The following is a 22186-nucleotide window of genomic DNA, read 5'->3' on the forward strand; positions in this document are numbered from 1 at the left end:
TATTCATAGAATCGAAAGAGGTGGACGCTTATGCAAACGCCCGTCATCCTGCTCAGCGGTTTTCTCGGAAGCGGCAAAACGACCCTGCTGCTGTCCCTCATCCAAGAAAGCAAACGAAGGGGCCTTCGGCCGGGCATCCTGATGAACGAACTGGGGAAACGCGACGTCGACGGCACCATCCTGGAAGAGCATGCCGACATACAAGTGGAGAAGCTTTTGGACGGATGCGTATGCTGCAGCCGCAAAAGCGAGCTTCCGTACAGCCTCGCTCTCCTGCAGGATCAGCGGCCGGACGTGATCTATATCGAACTTACCGGGGTCGCCGATCCATACGAAATCAAAACGGTGTTGCACGGCCCGGAATTTAGGAATTGCTTGAAACTGCACCATACGATTACGCTGCTGGACGCAGAAAACGCCCTTGAATACGCCAGCCGGTTTTCGGCGGATAAACGGCTCGTTCAAACGCTGCGCAAACAGCTCGAAACGGCGGACCTGATCGCGGTGAACAAAAGCGACCTGGTATCCCGGGACATGCTCGCCAAAATCGAAAACATGGTCCGAAAGCATAACATGACCGCCAAATTGACGTTTACGACGTACAGCCGGATTCCCCTGCCGGATCTTTTGCAAGGGATTTCGCCCAAGGCATCGAATTCGCATGCCCCAACGGTCGCCGGTGCCATCACCAAGCCTGTGCAGGTTCACTCGGCGATTCCGGACGGACACCGCCATGGCGCTTCGGAAACTTCCGGATCGTTTTCGCGCGTCGGCACGGTCACGTTGACTTTTCCTCGGCAATCCCCCGAGCGCAAGTTGTCCCGGGAGCGTTTGGAATCCTTTTTTCAAAGCTGGGGGGACAGCCTCATGAGAGCCAAAGGGCACGTCGCCTTGGATCAAGGCGGGCCGGTCCGGCTCGTTCAGTATGCGGGAGGCCGCACGTCGTGGGAGGATTCGCGTTATCCCGGTTCTCCCTATCTGGTATGCATCGGCATGGATTTAAACGAAACGCAGTTGAAAGAAACATGGGCCGCATTATTCCGTTAAAACCGACAGGAAGGAGCTTTGATCCGTGACCGCGCTTTCTCCCATGAAAATCATTCCCTTGCTTCTTCCTGCCGCCCTGCTGATCATCCTTGTCGTCATGTGGCTGCCGGAATATCAAGGACTGCTGAACAACGAATATGTCCATACGTTCAAAACGGGTTTCATCGGCATTTTATTGGAGGCCTTGCCGTTTATATTGGCCGGCGCGCTGTTGTCCTCCCTGCTTCAGGTATTTGTTCCCGATGAGGTCATTTCCCGCTGGATTCCAAAAAGGGCGATTCCCGGCATCTTGTTCGCGTGCGTGCTCGGGATCGTGTTCCCGGTTTGCGAATGCGGCATGATTCCGCTCGTACGCCGGCTGATCCAAAAAGGCATGCCCGTCTATGTCGCGATCGTGTTCATTTTGTCGGGGCCGATTCTAAACCCGGTCGTTTATGGAGCGACCTTCATGGCTTTCCGCAATCACCCCGAATTGGCCTACGCCCGGATGGGACTGGCCTTCGCGGCAGCGTTTCTGATCGGGCTGATCGTCTATTGTACGGTAAAAAAATCGCCCATGCGCTGGTCGGCACAACGCGAAATGGGCGATATGGCGCACTCCCATGCCGTTCGGGGAGGCAGGTTGACCTCGGTATTCGTGCATACGTCGGAAGAGTTTTTTGAAATGGGAAAATATCTTCTGATCGGCTGTTTGCTCACCGCGGCGTTGCAGACGTTTATGGTCAGGGACAGCCTTGCTGCGGTCGGCGGGCAGCCGCTGGGTTCTTATCTGTTCATGATGGGACTGGCTTTTGCGCTTTCCCTCTGCTCGACTTCGGACGCTTTCGTCGCTTCCACCTTTTTGCATACGTTCCCGGCGGGCTCCCTGGTTGCGTTTATGGTGTTCGGGCCGATGCTTGACTTTAAAAACGCGATGATGCTGATGGCGCTTTTCAAAACCAAATTTGCGCTGTACCTGTTTTTCCTCATCTTCGCCTGCGTGTTTATCGGCTCCGTTTTGTTATCGCCCTGGTTATAAGCTTCAGAGGAGGTGGTCACATGAACGATTCCAAAAGCATCCGCCTGCATTACCTGTTTCGGGCAGCGGTTCTGCTGGCGTTCGCCTATTATATTTGGCATTTGACGAACGAAAACGCGCTTTCTTATTACGTTGCCCCCGCGCTTGCGCGCTGGATCAAGCTGTGCCCGATCCCCCTGGGCTTGATGGCGCTTAGCCTGATCATCCAGGCCGTGCTGGGCAAAAGCGCCATGCTTTGCAATTGCGGCCACCGGCTGCCGGCATCGCCTCTTGCAAGCGGCGCTTTATACGGGTTGTTCCTATTCCCGCTCCTCCTCGGATTCGTCCTTCCCGACCGGGCTTTGGGGAGCGCCGCCGCCGTAAAAAAGGGCATGTCCTTTTCCTACAGCGCCGTCGAGCCTGAAAAATCCGTTCGCTTCGAATCGAAGCATCCTTATGCCCAAGAATTTACGGAGCTTGCGAAGATTTTGTACGAACAGCCGGTCATTCCCGTTTATCCCGCCATTTTCTCCGAGGCGTTCGGCGCCATCGACATGTTCAAAAAACAGTTTGAAGGCAAGGAAATCGCCGTATCCGGCTTCGTATACCGGGATCAAGCGGGCGAGGACACCGGTCCGTTCGCGGTGAGCCGTTTCCTCGTCCAATGCTGCACGGCGGATGCGACTCCTTTGGGCATTCTGGTCGATCCGGTTCGGCAGCAGCACCTCCCGGCAGATGCTTGGGTGAAGGTGCAGGGGAAAATCCGCGTGGTTCCGCAGGATGGAAAAGAACTCATCCGGATCGAGGCTTCTTCCATCACGCCGATCGCCCAGCCGGACGCGCCTTATATCTACACCAGCGCCGATTCCGTCGAAACTTGGCACGAGCTGGAAAAGTTTGCGAATAAGGAGAAGTGACCCCGCTTTTTCATTGCCTTTCTCTCAGGATGGATAAAATAAAAAAACGGCTTTCGCCGTTTTTTTAAGCTCTTAGGAGCGCATGCTGGCAAGCCGTCTGCAAATCCCGCCATGCGCGGTTGATTTCCGTGTCCTCCATGCATGCTGCCAGTCCCAGCAGCGGGAACAGCCGCAGGCCGCAGCCAACCGAAGCTTTGGCCGCCGTGATGCATTCGATGGAGATTCGCTGTTCCATTTCGGGCGTCAGTTTGCCTTTTTGCCCCAGCTCTTCCCAAGATTTGTCCAGCACTCTGTAAAAAGCGTCCTTTTGATGGGCGAATTCCTCTTTCTGCTCCTCCAGTTCGCTTAGGACGCTGTCATTGCCCCGCGCTTGCAGGTAGGATTCCGCCGCTTCCAGAAAATGATCCGCGAGCCCCATCGCAACCCCGGCAAACGACGTTTGCGCAAACGGCAAAAACGGATATTTGTACAAAAGCTCGTCCTCATGGGATCGGACCTCGGTGAACGAAAACGTCATTTCGTCCGGAACGAAAGCATCCTCCGCGATCATGCTGTGGCTGCCGGTCGCTTTCAGGCCGAACGTATTCCAATCCTTTTCGATTCGAACCTGGTCGGGGCGCATGATCAGGGTAACGATCTCCGGCGCTTCGCCGGAATCCGCCGCCTGCTCCCGCTCAAGCACCGCATTCGCCGTAAAGGTCGTGGCGTACAGGGAACCGCTGCAATATTTCCATCTCCCGTTCACGATGTAACCGCCCTCCACCTTTCGTGCCGTCCCCGTCGTCGCGCCGCTGCCTGCAATGACGGCATCGGGTTTGGCGTACACGTTCCGGCCGATTTCGTCCGTCATGAACGGCACGAAATAACCGCCGCCCGCTCCGATCGTGACAAGCCAGCCGAAGCTGCCGTCAATGCGGGCGCATTCCTGAAAAATTCGGATCGCTTCCGGAAGCGGTGTCATTTTCCCCTCCAAATCATCCGCGACGAACAAATGAAACAGCTTTTTATCATATATGTACTGAAGCGCTTCCGGCGTCATGCCGCCTTCCTGCTCCATCCGGTACGATTGCTCGCGGATGCGGCTAATCTCCTGCTGTGTAAATCCCATGCTTCCACCACTTTCGTATGAATGATATCTATTCTATTTTACCATGAACTCCAATTTGAAGCTGTTAAAAAAAGACGGGGAGCCCCGTCCTCAAAAACAGCCGAACTTCTCTTTTTTGGCCTTCGGCCATCGAAACTTCGGAACATGGCGTACCATCGATTCAAAAACGATCCCCCAATGATGCTCGGATAAAGACGCCACCGGCAGGTCGCCTCTTGCCCCCAGACTCCGTTTGACATGTTTGATTTGCGGGGCCGTAAATAGGCCCCGCAATGCCAAATCGACGGATAATCCCGGGTTTTTCAGCACATGTTCCGCCATTCCCCAAAAGACCGGATAGTCCTTCATCGGCACGATCGGCTTTGCTTTCCTGCTGATCGCCACCAAAGCGGAATCCACCTTGGGAGGCGGAGCGAAACTTTGTCTTGGAATATCTTTCACGTACCGGATGTCAAACCACATTCTCCAAGCGACGATATACGGATCTTTGGCCGTTTTTGCCGTAAATCTTTTGGCCGCGCCTTTTTCCATCACGATCACGCCTCTTTGGAATCCGCTCGAAGGTTTGCTGAGGAGTTTCTTCAAGATCGGCGTCGTAATGGAGTACGGAATATTCGAAACGACGATAAAGGGTTCTTTGGGCAGCCGCATGTTCAAAATGTCCTCATGAATGACTTGCGTGTTGGGATAAGGTAGGATTTTTTGCTTCAAAATGTCGACGAACCTGCGATCGATTTCCACGGCCAAAACCTTTCCGGCCTTTTGGTTCAGCACCGCCGTCAGAGCTCCTTTTCCTGCGCCTAAATCCAATACGGTATCCTGTCTGCCGACCTTGGCTGCAGCTACGATCTCCTGGATCGTTTTTTTGTGATGCAGCAAATGCTGCCCGGAAAACTGAGGCGTGTCTCCCCAGCTTCTTTTTCCCCGGCGATTATCGTTTTTCGAGATCATTAGGCATCTTCCCTTCATCTAGAAATCTTGGGCTTCCGCCTGCGATTCGGAGCAAAGGGAAAACACGCTGTCCTTTTTGGACGATGGGTCCAGCAAAGCCGTCAGCAAATAAGACCTGCTTTACGGTCCAAAAAGAAGGAATGCATGCATAAAAAAAGAAAGGCAGAGCGACCCGCCTTTCTTTGCATCACATATTCACGAATATGGAATGAAGATCATTAAAAAAGGACAGACTGATCCCGTTTGCTCCGTTTCACGAAACAGAGCCTTTGAACGTATGGAATTAACGGTTCAAAGTCGGGATGCGAAGTCTCATGTATTGCGTCATTTTTTAATAATCCTCCTGATTTGTTAAAATGCTCCGCCATTGTACCATTTCCTATCCTTTAAAATCAATCCTGCGGGTTCGTAAAAAACGGCTTAAAAAATAAAATACGGCCGTTCTCCTCCCGATCCGGGGGGAAAGCGGCCGCGTTTCCAACGGAACAACCTACCGGACTTAAGCCAGCAATGCCGTGATTTCTTTAAAATGGTCGGCGAACCCGACGAACACCTGATCGTCGATCACGATCGTCGGGACCGTCTGCATCCCGGTGAGTCTCCGGACTTCCTCGGCATATTCAAGATTGTCTTCGCAGTTATATTCGATAAAATCGATCTGGTGATCCTTGAAATACCGCTTCGCTTGGTGGCAGTCGCTGCACGTGGAAATCGTATAAATTTGGACCGATTTTGCCATTTCCATTCCCTCCTATCAGGCGTTTGGTGATACCGCAACTCCCGCGGCTTCCCGGATTTTTTCGAGCGTCATGCGGCGGACGAACTTGGCGAATTTTTCTTTTCCCTTGGCATCGGACTTATAGAAGTCGATAACCTTCATGATCGCCGGGATGACCTGTTCTTCTTTCAGTCCTTCCGCTAACGGCTCGGCGATGGCGGTTTTGATTCCTTTCGGCTCTCCGCCCACATAAATGCTGAACGTGTCCTTCATTTTAACGACCCCGATGTCTTTTAGCAGCGGTTCGCTCGTGCCAAGGGCGCAGCCGGCATAAGCAACCTTGATCGGAACCGGCGCCGCCATTCCGGCGATCGCTTGGTGAATGGCTTGGGCCGTCGCCAGCCCGGCGTCTTCGGCCCCTTTGCAAAATTGGCAGGCGATCAAACCTTTGACGACGGCTCCCGCGGGATACACTTGCAGTCCGGCCTGCTGCAGCTGCTCCGTCACCTTTTCTTTTTCCTCCGCCGCTATTTCAACGTAAATCTGCCGGAAAGGCGTGATTTCAATATGCGCTTCGGGGCCTGCAGCCGATGCAATCACCGTAAGCTGCTCCGGCGTAATGACGTTTCCGCCGACTTGAATCGGCGTGGATACGGCGATTTTCGTTTTCCCCGGCGTTTCTTTCGTCTCCATCATATTTGCTGCTCTCCCTTGCTATCCGCTTCGTTTTTATTTTGCTTCCACGACAAAAGGGACCGTCAAAACTTCGCCTTTGTGTTGAAATTGCCCCCAGATTTTATAGATCCCCGGATGCGGGAACATCGTTTTGAATTCGGCCGCCGGGCCCGTCGCTCCTTCATCCACGGGATGGACGTGAAGGTACTGTTCCGCATCGGCCGATAAGATGACTACGTGCCCGGCTGCGCCGAGGTATGGTTCCAGATCGTCGATGCCCTTCTTTGTATGCGCGTCGCGGACCGTGTAGGTTAACAAGGTGTCGCTTTGCGCAAGATCGCTGCTGAGCGAAAGCTCAAAAACTCCCTGCCGTTCACTTCCCGTACCCTTTCACTGTCCGGCACTAGCTTGCGGTGACCGGCAGGCGCGCCGTTGACCTCTACCCAGTCGCCCAAATTAACGGCAGCGTCGTCCTCCGTAACAAAATCGACGATCCATTTATATTTGCCGCCATCCGGGAAAGTCGTTCTGACTTTGAATATCCCTTGGCCTTCATACTCGGGATGGATATGGGCAAAAAACGACAGGTCCCGGTTGACGATGATCAAATGGATCCGTTTTTCATGGCTTATTTTGAAGCGGCTTACCGGATTCCCGTCCCGATCCGTCGTTACGATTTGGATCTCCGTCTCCTCGTTGGCGTTTGGCGCGCCGTTCGGAAACTCCAAGCGCGCCTTATAATGCCCCGCCATGTTTTGGTGATGGCCGTGACCGCCGTGCTGATGTCCATGGGCTCCATGACTTTTATGCGCCCCGTTGCCGTGAGGGTCATGCTGCTGATGCCGGCTGTTTTCATGATTCATGGCATGTTGTTCGCTCATCTTCAATCGCTCCTTTGTATTCGGATGGTTTGCATCATGGGAACTCGCTGCGAATCGAGACTGGCTCACATCAGTGGCGGATTTTCACCCGCTGCAACCGGAGCGCATTCAGCACGACCGACACGGAACTAAGCGCCATCGCCGCGCCCGCAATCCAAGGAGCAAGCAGGCCGAGAGCAGCCACCGGAATGCCCAGCGTGTTGTACCCGAGTGCCCAGAACAGATTTTGCTTGATGTTGCCCATCGTTTTGCGGCTCATATAAATCGCGTCCGGAATGCTGGACAAATCTCCTCGCATCAGCGTGACGTCCGCGGCTTCCATGGCAACGTCGGTGCCTGTGCCGATCGCCATGCCGATATCCGCCGTCGCAAGCGCCGGAGCGTCGTTGATGCCGTCGCCGACCATCGCCACTTTTTTGCCTTGGGCTTGCAGCTTTTTGACCTCTTCGGCTTTTCCTTCCGGAAGGACTTCGGCACGGACGTGATCGATGCCGACTTCCGCCGCGATGGCTTTGGCTGTCCGTTCGTTGTCGCCGGTGATCATGATGACTTCGATCCCCATGTCTTTCAAGCGCTGTACCGCTTCTTTGGATGTTTCCTTAATGGTATCCGCAACCGCGACCAAACCTGCGTAGCGGTTGTCGATTGCGGCCAGCATCGCGGTTTTGCCGGATTCCTCCAGGCGGGACATCAACGCGTAAGCATGGGAAGCTTCCACGCCGTGTTTTTCCATCAATCTGCGCGTGCCGACCAGCAGTTTTTTGCCTTCGACCTCCGCTTCGATGCCGTACCCCGGAATGGCCGCAAACGATTGCGTATCCGGCAGCTGAATGCCGCGTTCCTGAATTCCTGCGACGATCGCTTCTGCCAATGGATGCTCCGAGTTTTTCTCGGCGGCGCCGACGAGCCGGAGAAATTCCTGTTCGTCGCCTTCGGCCGCAACGTCGGTCAATTCCGGTTTGCCTTTGGTTACCGTACCGGTTTTATCCAGGATAATGGCGTCGATTTTATGCGTTTGCTCCAAATGTTCGCCGCCTTTGAAGAGAATACCGAGCTCTGCGGCACGTCCCGAACCGGCCATAATCGATGTCGGCGTTGCGAGACCGAGGGCGCAAGGACATGCGATGACCAGGATCGCGATCGCTTTTTCCAGCGCTTCGGCAAAATTGCCGGGCGTCACGAAGAAATACCAGACAAGGAACGCCGCAATGGCGATGCCGACGACGATCGGAACGAAAATGCCGGATATGACGTCCGCCACCCGCTGGATCGGCGCTTTCGATCCTTGGGCTTCTTCCACGACCTTAATGATCTGGGCCAAAGCCGTTTCTTTCCCGACCTTGGTGGCTTGAACGCGCAGGACGCCGTTTTTGTTCAGGGTCGCGCCGATGACGGCGTCCCCGGATTTTTTCTCGACAGGCAAGCTTTCGCCCGTCAGCATCGATTCGTCCACGGACGATTCGCCTTCGATGACGTTGCCGTCGACGGGGATTTTTTCGCCCGGACGAACCATTACGATATCGCCTGCGATCACTTCTTCCACCGGGATCGTCAGCTCCTGGCCATCGCGGATGACCCGGGCGGTTTTGGCCTGAAGCCCCATCAGCGATTTGATCGCTTCGGACGTCCGGCCTTTGGCAAGCACCTCGAACAGCTTACCCATGATGACGAGCGTGATCAAAATGGCGCTTGTTTCGTAGTACATGTTCGGACCGTGGTGCAGGTTGCCGCCTTTTGCGTACCAGTCGATCGTCAGGTACAAGCTGTAGAAGTAGGCGGCCGATGTTCCCAAAGCAACGAGGACGTCCATGTTGGCACTGCCGTTGCGCAGCGCTTTATACGCCCCGACGTAAAACGGCCATCCGATGTAAAACTGTACCGGCGTCGCCAAAACCAACTGAAACCACGGATTCATGAACAGGTCCGGCAGGTAGATCCAAGATGTAAACGAAAAGTGCGCAACCATCGCCCACAACAGCGGGATCGACAGAATGGCCGAAACGATCAATTTTCGTTTTTGCTTCCGGACCACCTGGTCCCGGGTATCTGCGTGTTCTTCTTCATCGCTTTGCGCGACCGCTTTGTAGCCGAGCTGCTTCACTTTCGACTGCATATCCGCGACCGAAACCTCGGCCGGCGAATATTCTACCGTAGCGGTCTCCAGCGCAAAATTGACGGAAGCGTTCGTGACGCCGGGCATCTTGTTCAGCCCTTTCTCGATCCGGTTGGCGCAAGCGGCGCAGGTCATGCCTTCGAGCTTGAACCGGGTGACTTCCTTGACGGTTCCGTAGCCCAGCTTTTTGATCGTCGCTTCGATGTACTCATCGTTCACCTTATCCGAATCGTAGGTTACGGTTGCCCGTTCCAACGCAAAATTGACGTTGGCGGAGTCTACGCCCTCCATTTTGTTTAAGCCTTTTTCAATCCGGTTGGCGCAGGCTGCGCAGGTCATGCCGGTTATTTGTACGGTTTTCTGTTTTTGCTTTTTAAGAGCTGCTTCCAAAACCATCACTCCCTTACGTGCATCACGTTTAGTGTAACCATTTGAAAATCGTTGATTTACATTCGTTGTCGTTTCCCTTTCTTGACCTTAGTATACCCCACCACCCTATATTGAGTCAACACATTTTTACAATACCCCCCTAGCCTATTTTTGAAACATGTAAAAAGCCGCCTTGCGGCGGCTTGCGCTTTTTTACTTGATTAATTTATTCATCGTCGTCATCAGTTCCGTGAGCACATCTTGGTCGCCTTCCTGAATCCGCTGAACCACGCAGCTTTTCATGTGATGTTCAAGCAGCAATTTCCCAACGCCGTTCAAAGCGGATTGTACGGAGGCAATTTGGTTCAAAACGTCGTCGCAATACGTATCTTTTTCAATCAACCCTTTGATGCCGCGGACCTGGCCTTCAATGCGGTTCAGGCGGCTGATCAAGCTGTTTTTCACCTTATCCGAATGATGGCTTTTCCGCTCCGAATGGTCTCCGGAGCACGCTTCGGCTTTTGCGTTCGTGTTTGGATCCATCATTTCCGGTACCGTATTCATGCATTCGCCTCCTTTACCCTAATAATACTATTATACTCGGCATGCCGCCGGATACAAACCGTTTCATGACGAAATATTGGCCGTCTCTTGCCTAATCCTTGGTTTTACCGCCTGGCCTCCCGGACGGCCCGGTTGATCCATAAAATTTCGGCTTTCGCATCCGAATGTCGGATGGCCGCTTTAAAACGGGGAATATCCAAAACATGGACGCTGTATTTCAAAACGAACCTCCGGTCCTCATCCCCATATCGTTCTTCGGATAGAACTTCGCCATCCATATTGATTCTGCGGCGCACCTCCTGCAAGATTTCATCCGGCTTTGAAGCCATGACCCAGGCCGTTTTCCGGAAGCCCCACAACATCAATGCCGATGTTTCGTAAGCCGCGATGCAGGCAAGGGCCGAATACAAGGTTCGTTCCCATCCCATCATCGCTCCTGCCAAGACAAGAACGGCTCCATGGCACAATACGAACAAGCGCTTCGGGCCGAACGGAGCAGACGATACGAATATCCTTGGCCGGATCCGGTCGCCTTTCTCCAGTCCAAGCGAATCCAGCAGCCCTCCCGATTTGACCGCAAGCCCGGCGCCGATGCCGAGACAAAACCCGCCCGCAAGCGCAGCAACGACCGGTTCGCCGCTAACCGCGGGGAAGGGCGCAAGAAGAAGCGCAGAACCCGCAAACGCAAGCAATCCGGGCAACACGCCGCGAAGCGCGGACGTTTTTCCCATGAACGCATACAGCAGCAAAAGCGGAAGGTTGAACAGCAGCAGCAATATCCCGAAATGTCCTTCGGTATGGAACGAAACGAGTGCCGAAATCCCCGTCATCCCGCCTGCAATCATGTCATGGGGATGCAAAAACAATTCCAGGCCGACCGATGCGACTATGCCGCCGACGACGGACTGCATCACCGCATTCCTGCCGAACCGGAAACGAACGGAATTCTTCGAACGCATCATCTTCCCTCCTTCAAGACTGGGAACATCACGATGCGGTGGCATCCGCAACGCTTAGAGCGCTTCTTCCTTCGGCACCCGCCTGTCTTTGAATTTGAACCAACGGTTCATAAACGCATAGACATGCGGCGATTGCTTGGTGAGAATCGGGCCGAGGATGGCCAAAATCAGGACGTAGATCGCAGAAAACGGCTGCAAAATATCCATAAGCCCCCCATCTTTCCCCAAATTGGCCAAAATGATGGAAAACTCCCCTCTCGATAAAATCGTAAGTCCGATATTCGCGGAGGCTTTCGGCGACAAATTCGCCGTACGGCCCGCAAGCATGCCTGCGCTGAAATTTCCGGCGAACGTAATGACGACGGCAGCCAGCGCAAGCCATACCGCATTCCCGCCCAGCGACATCGGATCGATGGATAAGCCGAAGCTGAAGAAAAAGACGGCTCCGAAAAAGTCGCGGAACGGCATGATCAAATGCTCGATCCGCTTGGCGTGTTCCGTCTCGGCAAGGACCAGACCGACGAGCAGCGCCCCGATCGCTTCCGCGACGTGAATGGTTTCGGAAAAACCGGCGATCAGAAACAACGCCCCGAAAATGACGAGACCAAACAATTCATTCGAGCGGATGCGCAGCCACTTGTTCAGCAGCGGGACCGCTTTTCTTCCCAAAACGATGATCGTCAGCATGAAGCCAAGCGACACGAGGGCGGACAACAGGACGCCGCCGATCGAGCTGAAGTCGCTTAACACAAAACCGGAAAGAATGGAAATGTACACCGCTAGGAAAATATCTTCGAACATCGTAATGCCCAGAATCATTTCCGTTTCCGGGTTGGCCGTCCTTTTCAGGTCGACCAGCACTTTCGCCACGATGGCGCTCGACGAAATCGTCGTAATGCCGGCAATGACAAGCGCTTCCGCCACAGGGAAACCGCCCAGAAATCCAAGCAGCAGCCCGAGCGTAAAGTTGATGCCGATATAAATCGAACCGCCGACCACGATCGACCGTCCCGACTTGACCAACCGTCCGACCGAAAATTCAAGCCCCAGATAAAAGAGCAGGAACAACACGCCGATTCTTCCCATAAAATCGATAAACGGCGCGCTGTCGATAAAGCGGAAATCGAAATGCCACAGTTCCGTCGCATGGGGGCCTACCGCCATGCCGATCAATATATAAAACGGAATGACCGAAAAACGGAGCTTTGCCGAGATCAGTCCTCCAAGCGCGATAAGTCCGAGCGCCAAGCCGATTTCAAAGATCAAATGGTCCATCCGATCACCCGCTTCCGTTCATCAGGATTTGTTTGAACCGCTTCTGCTGCTCCCTTTCCCCTACCGCCACGACCGTGGCGTCGGCGCTGAGCACCGCGCCCGGACCGGGATTGACCAGCTTCCCTTTATTCTTATCGATCAGCGCGATCACCGACGCGCCGGAGTTTTGCCGGATATGGAGCTCGCCGATGGTTTTGCCGATGCAGCCGAAATGGGATTCGATCCGGTACCATTCGATCGTCAGATCGTCAAATGCCATTTCCACGCTTTCCAGCTGCTTCGGTTTATACACCATGCCTCCGACCAACGCGGCCAGCTGCCTGGCTTCCTGATCCTCCAGCGTCGCCACGAGCTTGCTTTGATCGTCATCCTCCCGCGAAAAATGGTACAGCTCCCGCCTTCCGTCGTCATGGATCACAATGACGATCCGGTCGCCGCTGGCCGTATCCATCTGATATTTCATCCCGATTCCAGGCAAAATAGATTCACGAATTTCCATCATATCATAGCCTCCTGAACGTTCGATATTTAGTTTGAGAAAATGTTCACATAATCCGTAACCGAGCAAAATGTCTAGGATGCGGTTCTTTTTTTCAGCCGGAAAAAATTCGTGGCGTAATCAAAGAAACGCATGAAAAACAGGATCATGCTTGCTACTTGAGGGTATAGGAAATAAACCGTTCAATGGAAGGCGTGTTAACCCACGTAACTCGAGGTAAATTTGACGGGTAATAGCAGAAGGTATCTTTTGCGAATGGAAATGATCGGATGAAAAGGCAGACGGGGTCTAGGAAAACGCAGCAGCATAAGCAGCGGGATCACAAAAACGACCGGCAGCGCCGAGGCCAGCATGATCAACCGTTGCATCAAAGAGGGATTTTTGCGCAGGACAGGTTTCGTTTGCGGATCGATTCGGCCGTGGACCGTCTCGGTCTCGCTGTTGTAAGCAGGGGATACTTCTTCTTCGAAGGAAACGGGAAAGGCGAGCATCTGAATGCAGCCAAGCAGAACGATAAGCAGCATGCGAAGTCTTTTGGTCAGTGCCGGCATCCTATCCCTCCCTCTTGTGAAAATTTCATATATATCGATTTTACCATAAAAGACAGTGCCGTTTCAAACCACGGGAGCAAAAAGTCGCCAGAAACTTTCGAGGGTTTGTCCATCCGCGGCGACAGAAAAAACCAATGACCCAAACGCGGAGCCATTGGTTGAATTGGTTATGATGTTACGCGATCCATTAGATCGTGACGCTGTTTTGCTCATGGAATTCCTGCCCGTCGCGGACCTCCTGCACGTAGCCGGCGCGAATGACAAAATCTCCAAAATGCTCCCCGGGCTCCCGATTTTCGGCGTATTGGGCCAGGATCGGACGGAGCGAATCGAGGATTTCCTTTTCCCCGATGTTTTCTTTGTACAGCTTGTTCAAACGGTCTCCGGCGAAGCCGCCGCCCAGATACATGTTGTATTTGCCGGGAGCTTTGCCGATAAACGCGATTTCGGCCAAAGCCGGGCGGGCGCAGCCGTTCGGACAGCCGGTCATGCGGATAACGATCTCTTCTTCGCCAAGTCCCGTTTCCGCAAGGATCTCCTCGATTTTGCCAAGCAGCGTAGGAAAATACCGTTCGGACTCGGCCATGGCCAAGCCGCATGTCGGAAGGGCCACGCAAGCCATCGAGTTGCGGCGCAGCGCCGAAAAACGAACGCCGTCCATCAAACGGTACTGCTCGATCAAGGCTTCGATTTTTTTCTTGCTTTGCGTTTTGACGTTGGCAATGATCAGGTTTTGGTTCGGCGTAATCCGGAAATCCCCGTTATGAACTTTGGCGATTTCGCGCAGGCCCGTCATCAGCGGGTAGTCTTCTTCGTCCTTCACGCGCCCGTTTTGGATAAACAACGTAAAATGCCAGCTGCCGCCGCTGCCCTTCACCCAGCCGTACCGGTCCCCGTTGCTGTCGAAGCGGAACGGTCTGGCCTCTTCCAGCTTCCAGCCGAGGCGCGAAGTCAGCTCATCGATAAACCAGCCGATGCCGCGGTCATCGATCGTATATTTGAACCGGGCATGCTTCCGGACGGACCGATCGCCATAATCGCGCTGGATCGTCACCGTTTTTTCGGCCACGTCGATCACCTGCTCCGGCGTGCAGAAGCCGATGACCTTGGAAACTTGCGGGTACGTTTTCGGATCGCCGTGCGTCATCCCCATCCCGCCGCCGACGGCGACGTTAAAGCCCGTCAAGCGGCCGTTTTCCACGATCGCGATAAAGCCCAGATCCTGCGAAAAGACGTCCACGTCATTGGAAGGCGGCACGGCGATGCCGATTTTGAATTTCCGCGGCAAATACACGCGTCCGTATATCGGTTCCTGCTCTTCCTCGTTCTGGCTTGAAGCGACCTTCTCACCGTCCAGCCAAATTTCGTGGTACGCCGTCGTTTTCGGATCCAGGTGGCGGCTGATGCGGCAAGCCCAGTCGTAAACTTCGGCATGGATTTCCGATTGGTGCGGATTCGGATTGCACATGACGTTGCGGTTGACGTCGCCGCAGGCGGCAAGCGTCGTCAGCAGCGTTTCGTTCACTTCGCGGATCGTGTTTTTCAAGTTCCATTTAAGGATGCCGTGAAACTGGATCGACTGGCGCGTCGTCAGGCGAATCGAACCGCTGGTATATTGCTGGGCGATGCGGTCCAGCACGAGCCATTGCTCCGGCGTGACCACGCCGCCCGAGGCCCGTACCCGCAGCATGAACTGGTAAGCGGGTTCGAGCTTTTGTTTCTGGCGTTCGTTGCGCAAATCCCGGTCGTCCTGCATATAACTGCCGTGGTGCTTCATCAGGCGGTTGTCATCCTCGGGAATCGATCCGGTAATCGGATCCTTTAACGTTTCGGTCAGGCTGCCCCGCAAATAGTTGCTGCGGCGCTTAATTTCTTCCACGTCGCTGTGCGGGGCGCTGTTTTTCGACAACAGATTATTTTCAGACATCTATCTCGCATCTCCTCTCACGTCTTGTCGCGGCTAGCAGGAGCCAAATCACGCTCCCTCTCAGTACACATCCCTCTGATAACGCTTCTCCTGCTGCATCCGATGCAAATAGTCCGCTGCCTCCTCCTGGCTCAGGCCCCCCTCTTTCTCGAGGATCGCCGCGAGAGTGGCATGAACGTCATGGGCCATTTTCTTTTCGTCGCCGCAGACGTACACGTACGCGCCTTCTTGAAGCCATTCGTAAAGCTCCCGGCTTTTTTCGAGCATGCGGTGCTGCACGTAGACTTTTTGATCGGTGTCCCGCGAGAAAGCCACGTCCATGCGGGTAAGCACCCCGTCCTTCAGCCAGCGCTGCCACTCGATTTGGTACAGGAAATCCGTGGCGAAATGCTGATCTCCATAGAAGAGCCAGGTTTTCCCCTCCGCGCCGGTCTCTTCGCGTTCGCTCAGAAAGGCCCGGAACGGAGCCACGCCCGTGCCCGGCCCGATCATGATGACCGGTGCGCCCGGATCCGCCGGAAGCTTGAAGTTCGGATTATGTTGAATGTAAACCGGCAGCGTATCACCGGGCTGAAGTCTTTCCGCAAGCTGCGTGGAGCATACCCCGTACCGGTCGCGGCCATGCGCTTCGTATTGAACCGCGCGTACCGTGATATGCACTTCGTCCGGCGTTGCCTTCGGGCTGCTGGAGATGGAGTACAGGCGTGCCGGCAGCTTGCGCAGCACGCTTGCAAAGCTGGCGGCCGGGATGCCCTTCAGCTGGTAATCCTGCACCAAATCAAGCAAATCCCTTTCCTCGATATATTGTTTGAGTTCTTGCTCATGCCCCGGTTCGACCAGTTCCTGAAGTCCCGGATTGGAGGTCAGTTCGGCGAACTGTTTGATCAAAGGTTTCGTCAGCACCGTAATTTCGTAATGCTGCAAAAGCGCTTTCCGCAGCGCAAGCAAATCCCCCTGCTTGTTGACCGTAATGGATTCTTCCGGGTTCCAGCCCATCGCCTCGATCAGATCATCGACAAGCTGGGGATGGTTTTCCGGATAGATGCCGAGACTGTCGCCCGGTTCATATTGGAGCCCGGAACCTTCCAGCGATATTTCCAGGTGCCGGGTTTCGCGGTCGGAGCCGCGTCCGTTCAGGTTGATGTTTTCGAGAATTTCGGCATGGAACGGATTCGTTCTCGAATATTCCGATTCGGTCTCGGTGAGAGCCGTGCCCGCGAGAGACGCGGCGGCGGAAGCCTGGGCGCTTCCCTCGCTCAATTTGCGAACGACGTCATCGATCCACCCGGCGGCCGCTTCATCGAAATCGACGTCGCAATCGACGCGCGGAACGATCCTGGTACCGCCAAGCTCCTCCAGGCGCTGATCGAAATCTTTTCCCGTTTGGCAAAAGAATTCGTAAGAGGTGTCTCCGAGCGCCAGGACGGAAAACGAGACGCCTTCCAGCTTCGGCGCGCGTTTGCCGAGCAAAAATTCATGAAAGGAAATGGCGTTGTCCGGCGGCTCTCCTTCGCCGTGCGTGCTGACCACGATGAGCAGGTTCCGGACCTTTTTCAAATTAGCGGGTTTAAAATCGCTCATGGATGACAGCGTGACGTTCACTCCCTGCTCGGACAGCTTTTTGGACAATTTTTTGGCAAGCCCGCTGCAATTGCCCGTCTGCGAACCAAAAAGGATGGTCGCTTCCTTGGCGGGGATCGCCGCGCTGGGCGCCCCGGTCTGCGGCTGCGCCGCCAGCGCGATGCCCCCCGTGCCCTGCAGCGCCGTCAAATAACCGCTCAGCCAGCTGGCTTGCGCCCCTGTAAGCGTCGGCAGCAGCTGGTTCAATAGCTTTGTTTGCTCTTCATTAAATGGACTGTTTGATACTTGAAGCTCCAACCCTATCCCACCTCGCGTCGTTATGAATGCTTGAATTAATTCCGAGTAAATCTATCCACTTAATTCATACTTCCTTGAATCTATCACAGGCCGGGCATGAGGTCAACGAAGAATTTTCAGCTTTTTGCCAAAATTTCAGGATCATGGCGCGGAGCGTCTGACTGATGCTTTTCGTGGAAATAATGATACGACGAACGCGAAAACAAAAGGGGTTTTTAGCGATGGATCTCAACCATGCCAAGCCGAACGGATCGAATGGCGCTTCGGCTGCTTTCCGCTTCCGCAGCATCGGCTCGGGCGCTTTGTTCGGTCTCGGTTTCGTCGCTTTTATCGACGAAACCGTCTTTCATCAGCTGCTGCATTGGCATCATTTTTACGATAAATCGACGACGGGAGTCGGGCTCGTATCGGACGGGCTGTTCCACGCGTTCAGCTGGTTCGCGACGCTGGCCGCCTTTTTTATGCTCTCCGACCTTCGCCGCAAAAACGGGCTGAACGCCATGTCCTGGTGGGGCGGCATGCTCGCGGGCGGAGGCGCTTTCCAATTGTACGACGGCATCATCCAGCATAAGCTGATGGAGATTCACCAGATCCGCTACAACGTGGACGTGCTTCCCTATGACGTGGCTTGGAACGTAATCGCGGCGGCCATGATCGCGGCCGGCATCCTCTTGATCCGAAGCGGCAAACGAGCCCGAGCCGCAAGAAACGGCGGAAAACGGCGATGAACATGAACGGTTCCCCGCTGAATCACGGAGCCGCCGGCGTTTGGGCTGCCTGCATCCTCGCGGCAGGGATGGCGGGCCTCGCCATCCTTTATATCCTGGCCTTTATCCGTTCCCATCGACGGGGAAGGAGTTGGCCGCCGCATCGGCTGATACTCTGGTTGTCCGGCGCATCCGCCGCCATCGTCGGAATCCTCGCATCTTCTCCGGCGCAAGCCCATGCCGGCTTCGTTGCCCATATGGTCAGCCATCTCCTCTTCGGCATGCTGGCTCCGCTGCTGATGGCGCTGGCGCGGCCCGTCACGCTTTTGCTGCGTGCCCTTGACGTCACCCATGCGCGGAATCTTGCATCCTTGCTGAAAATGCCTCCGCTGCGATTCGTCACCCACCCCGCCGTTGCCGGAATTTTGAATATAGGCGGGCTTTGGCTGCTTTACGCGACGGATGTATTCGGCAAAATGCACGCCAACCCGTTTTGCTATTTGTCCGTTCATGGACATCTCTTTATCGCCGGGTATGTATTTTCCTCCGCCATCCTCGGCAACGAACCGAACCCGCATCCAAGCAGCCATGTTTTCAGGGCGTTGATCCTTATACTGGCGCTGGCCGGGCACAGCATCCTGTCCAAATACGTTTATGCCCATCCCCCTGCAGGCGTTCCCGCATCCGAAGCCGAAGCCGGCGCCATGCTGATGTATTACGGCGGGGATGCCGTCGAGGCGTTGCTCATCTTTTTCTTTTGCCGGACATGGTACGTTGCCGTGCGGCCCCGGCCCCGTCTTCCGCAGGTCAAAGGTTGAGGCAAACAAAAAGACAGCCGAATGGGTCGGCTGCCTTTTTGTTCTATTTTACTCTTTAAACTAGCGGATGACCGAGCAGGCAATGCGCGCGCCGGAATTCCCCGACGGGTCCGTCACGTAGTCGTCCGCTTTTTCGTGAATCATCAAGGTAGTGCCTCCCGGTTTGAGCAGCGAGTTCGATGCGCCCTTTTTCAGCGTTACCGTTTTGCTCTCCAGATCGGCCACGACGCTTCCGTCATCATTGACGCGGATGTTCAGCAGGTCGCCCGCATGGAACCCTTGCGGGTTTTTGAAGCCATGCTGCTTGCCTTGCGGATTAAAATGCGCTCCCGCAGTCGTGAAGTCCGGCGGATCGCATTTTCCGTTTTCATGGAAGTGAATTCCGTGCTCCCCCGGGGGCAAGTTTTTCGCTTCGACGTGAATTTGCACCGCATCGGCTTTTTGCGTGATCACCGCCGTGCCCACTTCAGTCCCTTTGGAATCGATGATTTTCGTTTTCACTTGCATTTCTTCCGAGTGGGCCCATGCGGACGGGCTCATCGGCGCAGCCCCGAATACGAGTGTGCTCAGTACGCTCAGGCAGATCGCTTGTTTTTTCATTGTGCCTATTCTTCCTCCTGTAGATGTGTTTCGGTACCTGTTCACAGGTTGTCCTTTTTGCAGGAAAAAGATAACACCGATCCGCTCAAAAAATGGCGCGGACGTTTCCACGATCATCCACCGGCATTTTTACTCGGCAGGTTTGGGTTTGGGAAGAATGCGAAACAGCACGACATACAACGCGACGCTTGCCAGCGTGCAGAAAAAGATAAAACCGAAGACCCCAAGCGGCGGGAGCCAAGTCGAAAGAAAAATCGTCGCCGGAGCGATAAAACGGCCCAAGGAATATTGAAGGTTGGATGCTCCCATGTACTGGCCTCTTGCGTCGGCAGGCGCATATTTGCTGATGAAGCTTTCCGTAACGGGCGAACGGGACACTTCCCCCACCGTCATGATGACGACAAAAACAAGCAGCAGCCATACGTTCGTGGTAAAACCCATAAGAAACATCCCGAGACCAAACAGCACCGAGGATAAAATGAACACGTTTCGATCGCTCCAATGCTCGAACACCTTGGTGACCGGCACCGCCAACAGCACGAACAACAAACCGTTAAGCCCGATCATCAAGCCGAAAATTCCGGTGCTGTCCAGGGAATGCGACCAGCTCCCGAACGAGAACAGCGGCTGCGCTGGCACGTATTCTTTGACGTACACCGCAAGATACATGTCCAGCTGCATAAAAGCGATGGTGACCATCACTCCCGCAATGATATACACCGCAAAGGGCAGATCCTTGAAAATAAGGCCGTAATTGCGGAACTGCTTTATGATCAGCGAGCCCATATTTCCTTTTTCGTTCGCGGGTTCGGCCGATTTCGGCAGCGTTTCGCGTATCTTCCAATAGATCGTCAAAAAGTACAGGAACGTGACCAGCGTGCAGGTCCACAGCAGTTCGGTGCGATGATGGATGAAAAAGACGGAACCGATCGCCGGGCCGAACACCGCGCCGATGTTCCTCCCGGTCACGAACGTCGCAAACACCATTCGCCGGTCCTTTTCCGGCGTGACGTCCGCAACCATCGCCGAGCTGGCCGGCGTAAAAATCGAGCCCCCGAACCCGACCCCGATATACGCTACATAATCGAGCCAGCGGGAAGGGGATAATGCAAAAATCGCAAACATCACGGATTGGAGGATCGAACCCAAAAGCATCGCGGGGCGCCGGCCCAGCCGATCGGCCAAAAACCCTCCGAACAGACCCGCGAACATCCCGACGAGCGGCGGCACCATCATCAGCATGCTGGCGACGGATTTGCCGAAAGCTTCGCTGAAGTAAAGCGCCATGAACGGAAAATACATCCAAAAGAGCATGTTAAACAGGGAATCCCCAATCAGCCTGATCTTCAGGTTGAGGTCCCATTTGAGCCAAAGCATTGGAAATGTCCTCCTGAAATACGATTTGGAGTGAGATGTTGGGAAATAAGGAAGGAGTTTAAATATACCATAAATTCTCAGGATGACAAGAACATTGGGTAAAAAAACAGTCCGCGAAACCTGATGGGTCAGGCTGCGGACTGCGGTTTCGGACGCCGGAATTAACCGATGTCCGGAATATGGATTTCGACTTCCCTTTTCGTTTGCGAAGACCGTAAAATGCCGTCCAGGATCGCCTGGTTGCGCAAAATCTGCTCGCCCGGGATCGGTGCCGGCCCCCCTTCGCGGAGCGCGCGTACGAAATCTTTGATTTTTTCCTCGAACACGCTTAGTTTATGGTCGATCAGCGGAATGATGCTTTCGGTATGATGGCCTTGGATATCATGGAATATGGATACCGCGCCGACGTTGCCGTCCCATACGCCTCCCCACGGGCCACTGCTGCCCGGGAGCACCTTCATCCCCGCATCCGTTCCGAGGAACATGGTGGCGCCGAGCGTATCCATGTGCATCGCCCAGGAGGTTTTAAAGTTCAGCACGAGATCGTTTTCAAACCGGACGATCGCAACGCCGAAGTCTTCCACGTCGAAGCGGTCCGCCTCCGGATGATATTTCGGGTTCGTGCCGAAATGGTTCGACGTGTAAGCCGACACCGTCAGCGGTTTGGGATACCCGAGCGTATTTAAAGCCAGATCGAGCGAATAACAGCCGATATCGGCCATGGCCCCGGCTCCCGCGATCTCCTGCCGGATGAACGTCCCGCCCGGCATGCCGCGGCGGCGTCCCCCGCCGGTTTCTACATAATAAACTTTGCCGAGCTGGCCCTTCTGCACCAAATCCTTGATCAGCCCCATATTCGGGTCGTAACGCGGCTGAAAACCGATGTTCAGCATATTTCCGGTTTGCTTTGCGACCTGCACCATTTCGACGGCCTGTTCGAGCGTGACCGACATCGGCTTTTCCAGCATGACATGTTTGCCGGCGCGCAGCGAATCGATCGTCGTCTGGTAATGGGCGACGTTCGGCGTGCAAATGCTTACGCCGTCGAGTTCCATTTCCAGCATCTTGCGGTGATCGTCAAAGCCTTTGGCCTGCTGCAAATCCCAGCGCTTGATGAACTCTTCCGCCCGTCCCGGCAAAATGTCGGCCACGCCGACGATTTCCACGTCTTCGATGCGTTTATAAGCGCGGACATGCTCGCCGGCAATGCCGCCGCTTCCGATAATCCCAATCCGATAAATCTTTCCCACGAAAG

At 54.6% G+C, this 22186-nt stretch carries 22 protein-coding genes; 5 read left to right on the forward strand and 17 right to left on the reverse strand.

The window, feature by feature from the left end; translation table 11 throughout:
• The first annotated feature begins 30 nt into the window (after window positions 1-30).
• Genes KI367_RS03050 through KI367_RS03060 form a run of 3 tightly spaced genes read left to right on the forward strand, consistent with a single transcriptional unit; the run spans window position 31 to window position 2961 of the window.
• Window positions 31-1047, forward strand: a complete 1017-nt coding sequence (locus KI367_RS03050; RefSeq protein ID WP_212947510.1) for a CobW family GTP-binding protein — start codon at window positions 31-33, stop codon at window positions 1045-1047.
• 25 nt (window positions 1048-1072) lie between these two features.
• The gene (locus KI367_RS03055; RefSeq protein WP_246536557.1) at window positions 1073-2065 is read left to right on the forward strand and encodes a permease; all 993 of its coding nucleotides are present in this window, start codon (window positions 1073-1075) and stop codon (window positions 2063-2065) included.
• 20 nt (window positions 2066-2085) lie between these two features.
• Complete coding sequence (locus tag KI367_RS03060; protein WP_212947511.1) at window positions 2086-2961, forward strand: TIGR03943 family putative permease subunit; 876 nt, start codon at window positions 2086-2088, stop codon at window positions 2959-2961.
• A 64-nt stretch (window positions 2962-3025) separates the two neighbouring features.
• Here the strand turns inward: KI367_RS03060 and KI367_RS03065 are convergent, their stop codons facing one another.
• The 14 genes from KI367_RS03065 to KI367_RS03130 all read right to left on the reverse strand — a co-directional run bounded on the left by KI367_RS03065 (window position 3026) and on the right by KI367_RS03130 (window position 17429).
• Window positions 3026-4069, reverse strand: a complete 1044-nt coding sequence (locus KI367_RS03065) for an acyl-CoA dehydrogenase family protein (RefSeq protein WP_212947514.1) — start codon at window positions 4067-4069, stop codon at window positions 3026-3028.
• A gap of 90 nt (window positions 4070-4159) precedes the next feature.
• The gene (gene erm, locus KI367_RS03070; RefSeq protein WP_212947516.1) at window positions 4160-5020 is read right to left on the reverse strand and encodes a 23S ribosomal RNA methyltransferase Erm; all 861 of its coding nucleotides are present in this window, start codon (window positions 5018-5020) and stop codon (window positions 4160-4162) included.
• A gap of 499 nt (window positions 5021-5519) precedes the next feature.
• Complete coding sequence (locus KI367_RS03075) at window positions 5520-5759, reverse strand: glutaredoxin family protein (protein ID WP_036709358.1); 240 nt, start codon at window positions 5757-5759, stop codon at window positions 5520-5522.
• Between the two features lie 15 nt (window positions 5760-5774).
• Window positions 5775-6434 carry an NAD(P)/FAD-dependent oxidoreductase gene (locus tag KI367_RS03080; protein WP_246536559.1) on the reverse strand — a complete coding sequence of 220 codons (660 nt, stop codon included), beginning with the start codon at window positions 6432-6434 and terminating at the stop codon, window positions 5775-5777.
• A gap of 33 nt (window positions 6435-6467) precedes the next feature.
• Entirely contained in the window at window positions 6468-6731 is a 264-nt protein-coding gene (locus KI367_RS03085; protein ID WP_212947518.1) for a DUF8832 domain-containing protein, read from the reverse strand.
• Window positions 6725-7294, reverse strand: a complete 570-nt coding sequence (locus KI367_RS03090) for a DUF8832 domain-containing protein (RefSeq protein WP_212947520.1) — start codon at window positions 7292-7294, stop codon at window positions 6725-6727. The genes KI367_RS03085 and KI367_RS03090 overlap by 7 nt, the downstream gene beginning before the upstream one ends.
• A gap of 70 nt (window positions 7295-7364) precedes the next feature.
• Window positions 7365-9797 (reverse strand): heavy metal translocating P-type ATPase, encoded by a 2433-nt coding sequence (locus tag KI367_RS03095; RefSeq protein ID WP_373316194.1) that lies wholly within the window; start codon window positions 9795-9797, stop codon window positions 7365-7367.
• A gap of 192 nt (window positions 9798-9989) precedes the next feature.
• Complete coding sequence (locus tag KI367_RS03100) at window positions 9990-10319, reverse strand: metal-sensitive transcriptional regulator (RefSeq protein WP_156124559.1); 330 nt, start codon at window positions 10317-10319, stop codon at window positions 9990-9992.
• Between the two features lie 125 nt (window positions 10320-10444).
• Window positions 10445-11299 (reverse strand): YitT family protein, encoded by an 855-nt coding sequence (locus KI367_RS03105; protein ID WP_246536561.1) that lies wholly within the window; start codon window positions 11297-11299, stop codon window positions 10445-10447.
• A 54-nt stretch (window positions 11300-11353) separates the two neighbouring features.
• Window positions 11354-12574, reverse strand: coding sequence for a cation:proton antiporter (locus tag KI367_RS03110; protein WP_212947524.1), 1221 nt, complete (start codon window positions 12572-12574; stop codon window positions 11354-11356).
• Between the two features lie 4 nt (window positions 12575-12578).
• The gene (locus tag KI367_RS03115) at window positions 12579-13073 is read right to left on the reverse strand and encodes a cation:proton antiporter regulatory subunit (RefSeq protein ID WP_212947929.1); all 495 of its coding nucleotides are present in this window, start codon (window positions 13071-13073) and stop codon (window positions 12579-12581) included.
• Between the two features lie 197 nt (window positions 13074-13270).
• The gene (locus tag KI367_RS03120) at window positions 13271-13624 is read right to left on the reverse strand and encodes a hypothetical protein (protein ID WP_036709350.1); all 354 of its coding nucleotides are present in this window, start codon (window positions 13622-13624) and stop codon (window positions 13271-13273) included.
• Between the two features lie 187 nt (window positions 13625-13811).
• Window positions 13812-15551 carry an assimilatory sulfite reductase (NADPH) hemoprotein subunit gene (gene cysI / locus KI367_RS03125; protein ID WP_212947526.1) on the reverse strand — a complete coding sequence of 580 codons (1740 nt, stop codon included), beginning with the start codon at window positions 15549-15551 and terminating at the stop codon, window positions 13812-13814.
• A 60-nt stretch (window positions 15552-15611) separates the two neighbouring features.
• Window positions 15612-17429 (reverse strand): assimilatory sulfite reductase (NADPH) flavoprotein subunit, encoded by a 1818-nt coding sequence (locus KI367_RS03130; protein ID WP_212947528.1) that lies wholly within the window; start codon window positions 17427-17429, stop codon window positions 15612-15614.
• 221 nt (window positions 17430-17650) lie between these two features.
• Between KI367_RS03130 and KI367_RS03135 the strand changes: the two genes are divergently transcribed.
• Both KI367_RS03135 and KI367_RS03140 read left to right on the forward strand, forming a co-directional pair.
• Window positions 17651-18157 (forward strand): DUF2243 domain-containing protein, encoded by a 507-nt coding sequence (locus KI367_RS03135; protein WP_212947530.1) that lies wholly within the window; start codon window positions 17651-17653, stop codon window positions 18155-18157.
• Window positions 18154-18954, forward strand: coding sequence for a cytochrome c oxidase assembly protein (locus KI367_RS03140; RefSeq protein WP_246536563.1), 801 nt, complete (start codon window positions 18154-18156; stop codon window positions 18952-18954). Before KI367_RS03135 ends, KI367_RS03140 begins: the two co-directional genes overlap by 4 nt.
• 60 nt (window positions 18955-19014) lie before the next feature.
• Here the strand turns inward: KI367_RS03140 and KI367_RS03145 are convergent, their stop codons facing one another.
• The 3 genes from KI367_RS03145 to KI367_RS03155 form a co-directional block, all read right to left on the reverse strand.
• Entirely contained in the window at window positions 19015-19554 is a 540-nt protein-coding gene (locus tag KI367_RS03145) for a superoxide dismutase family protein (protein WP_212947532.1), read from the reverse strand.
• 129 nt (window positions 19555-19683) lie between these two features.
• The gene (locus KI367_RS03150) at window positions 19684-20931 is read right to left on the reverse strand and encodes an MDR family MFS transporter (protein WP_212947534.1); all 1248 of its coding nucleotides are present in this window, start codon (window positions 20929-20931) and stop codon (window positions 19684-19686) included.
• Between the two features lie 161 nt (window positions 20932-21092).
• Entirely contained in the window at window positions 21093-22181 is a 1089-nt protein-coding gene (locus tag KI367_RS03155; RefSeq protein WP_036709430.1) for a Gfo/Idh/MocA family protein, read from the reverse strand.
• Between the last annotated feature and the right edge of the window lie 5 nt (window positions 22182-22186).

Source organism: Paenibacillus cookii (assembly GCF_018333375.1).
GTDB lineage: Bacteria > Bacillota > Bacilli > Paenibacillales > Paenibacillaceae > Paenibacillus_AQ > Paenibacillus_AQ cookii.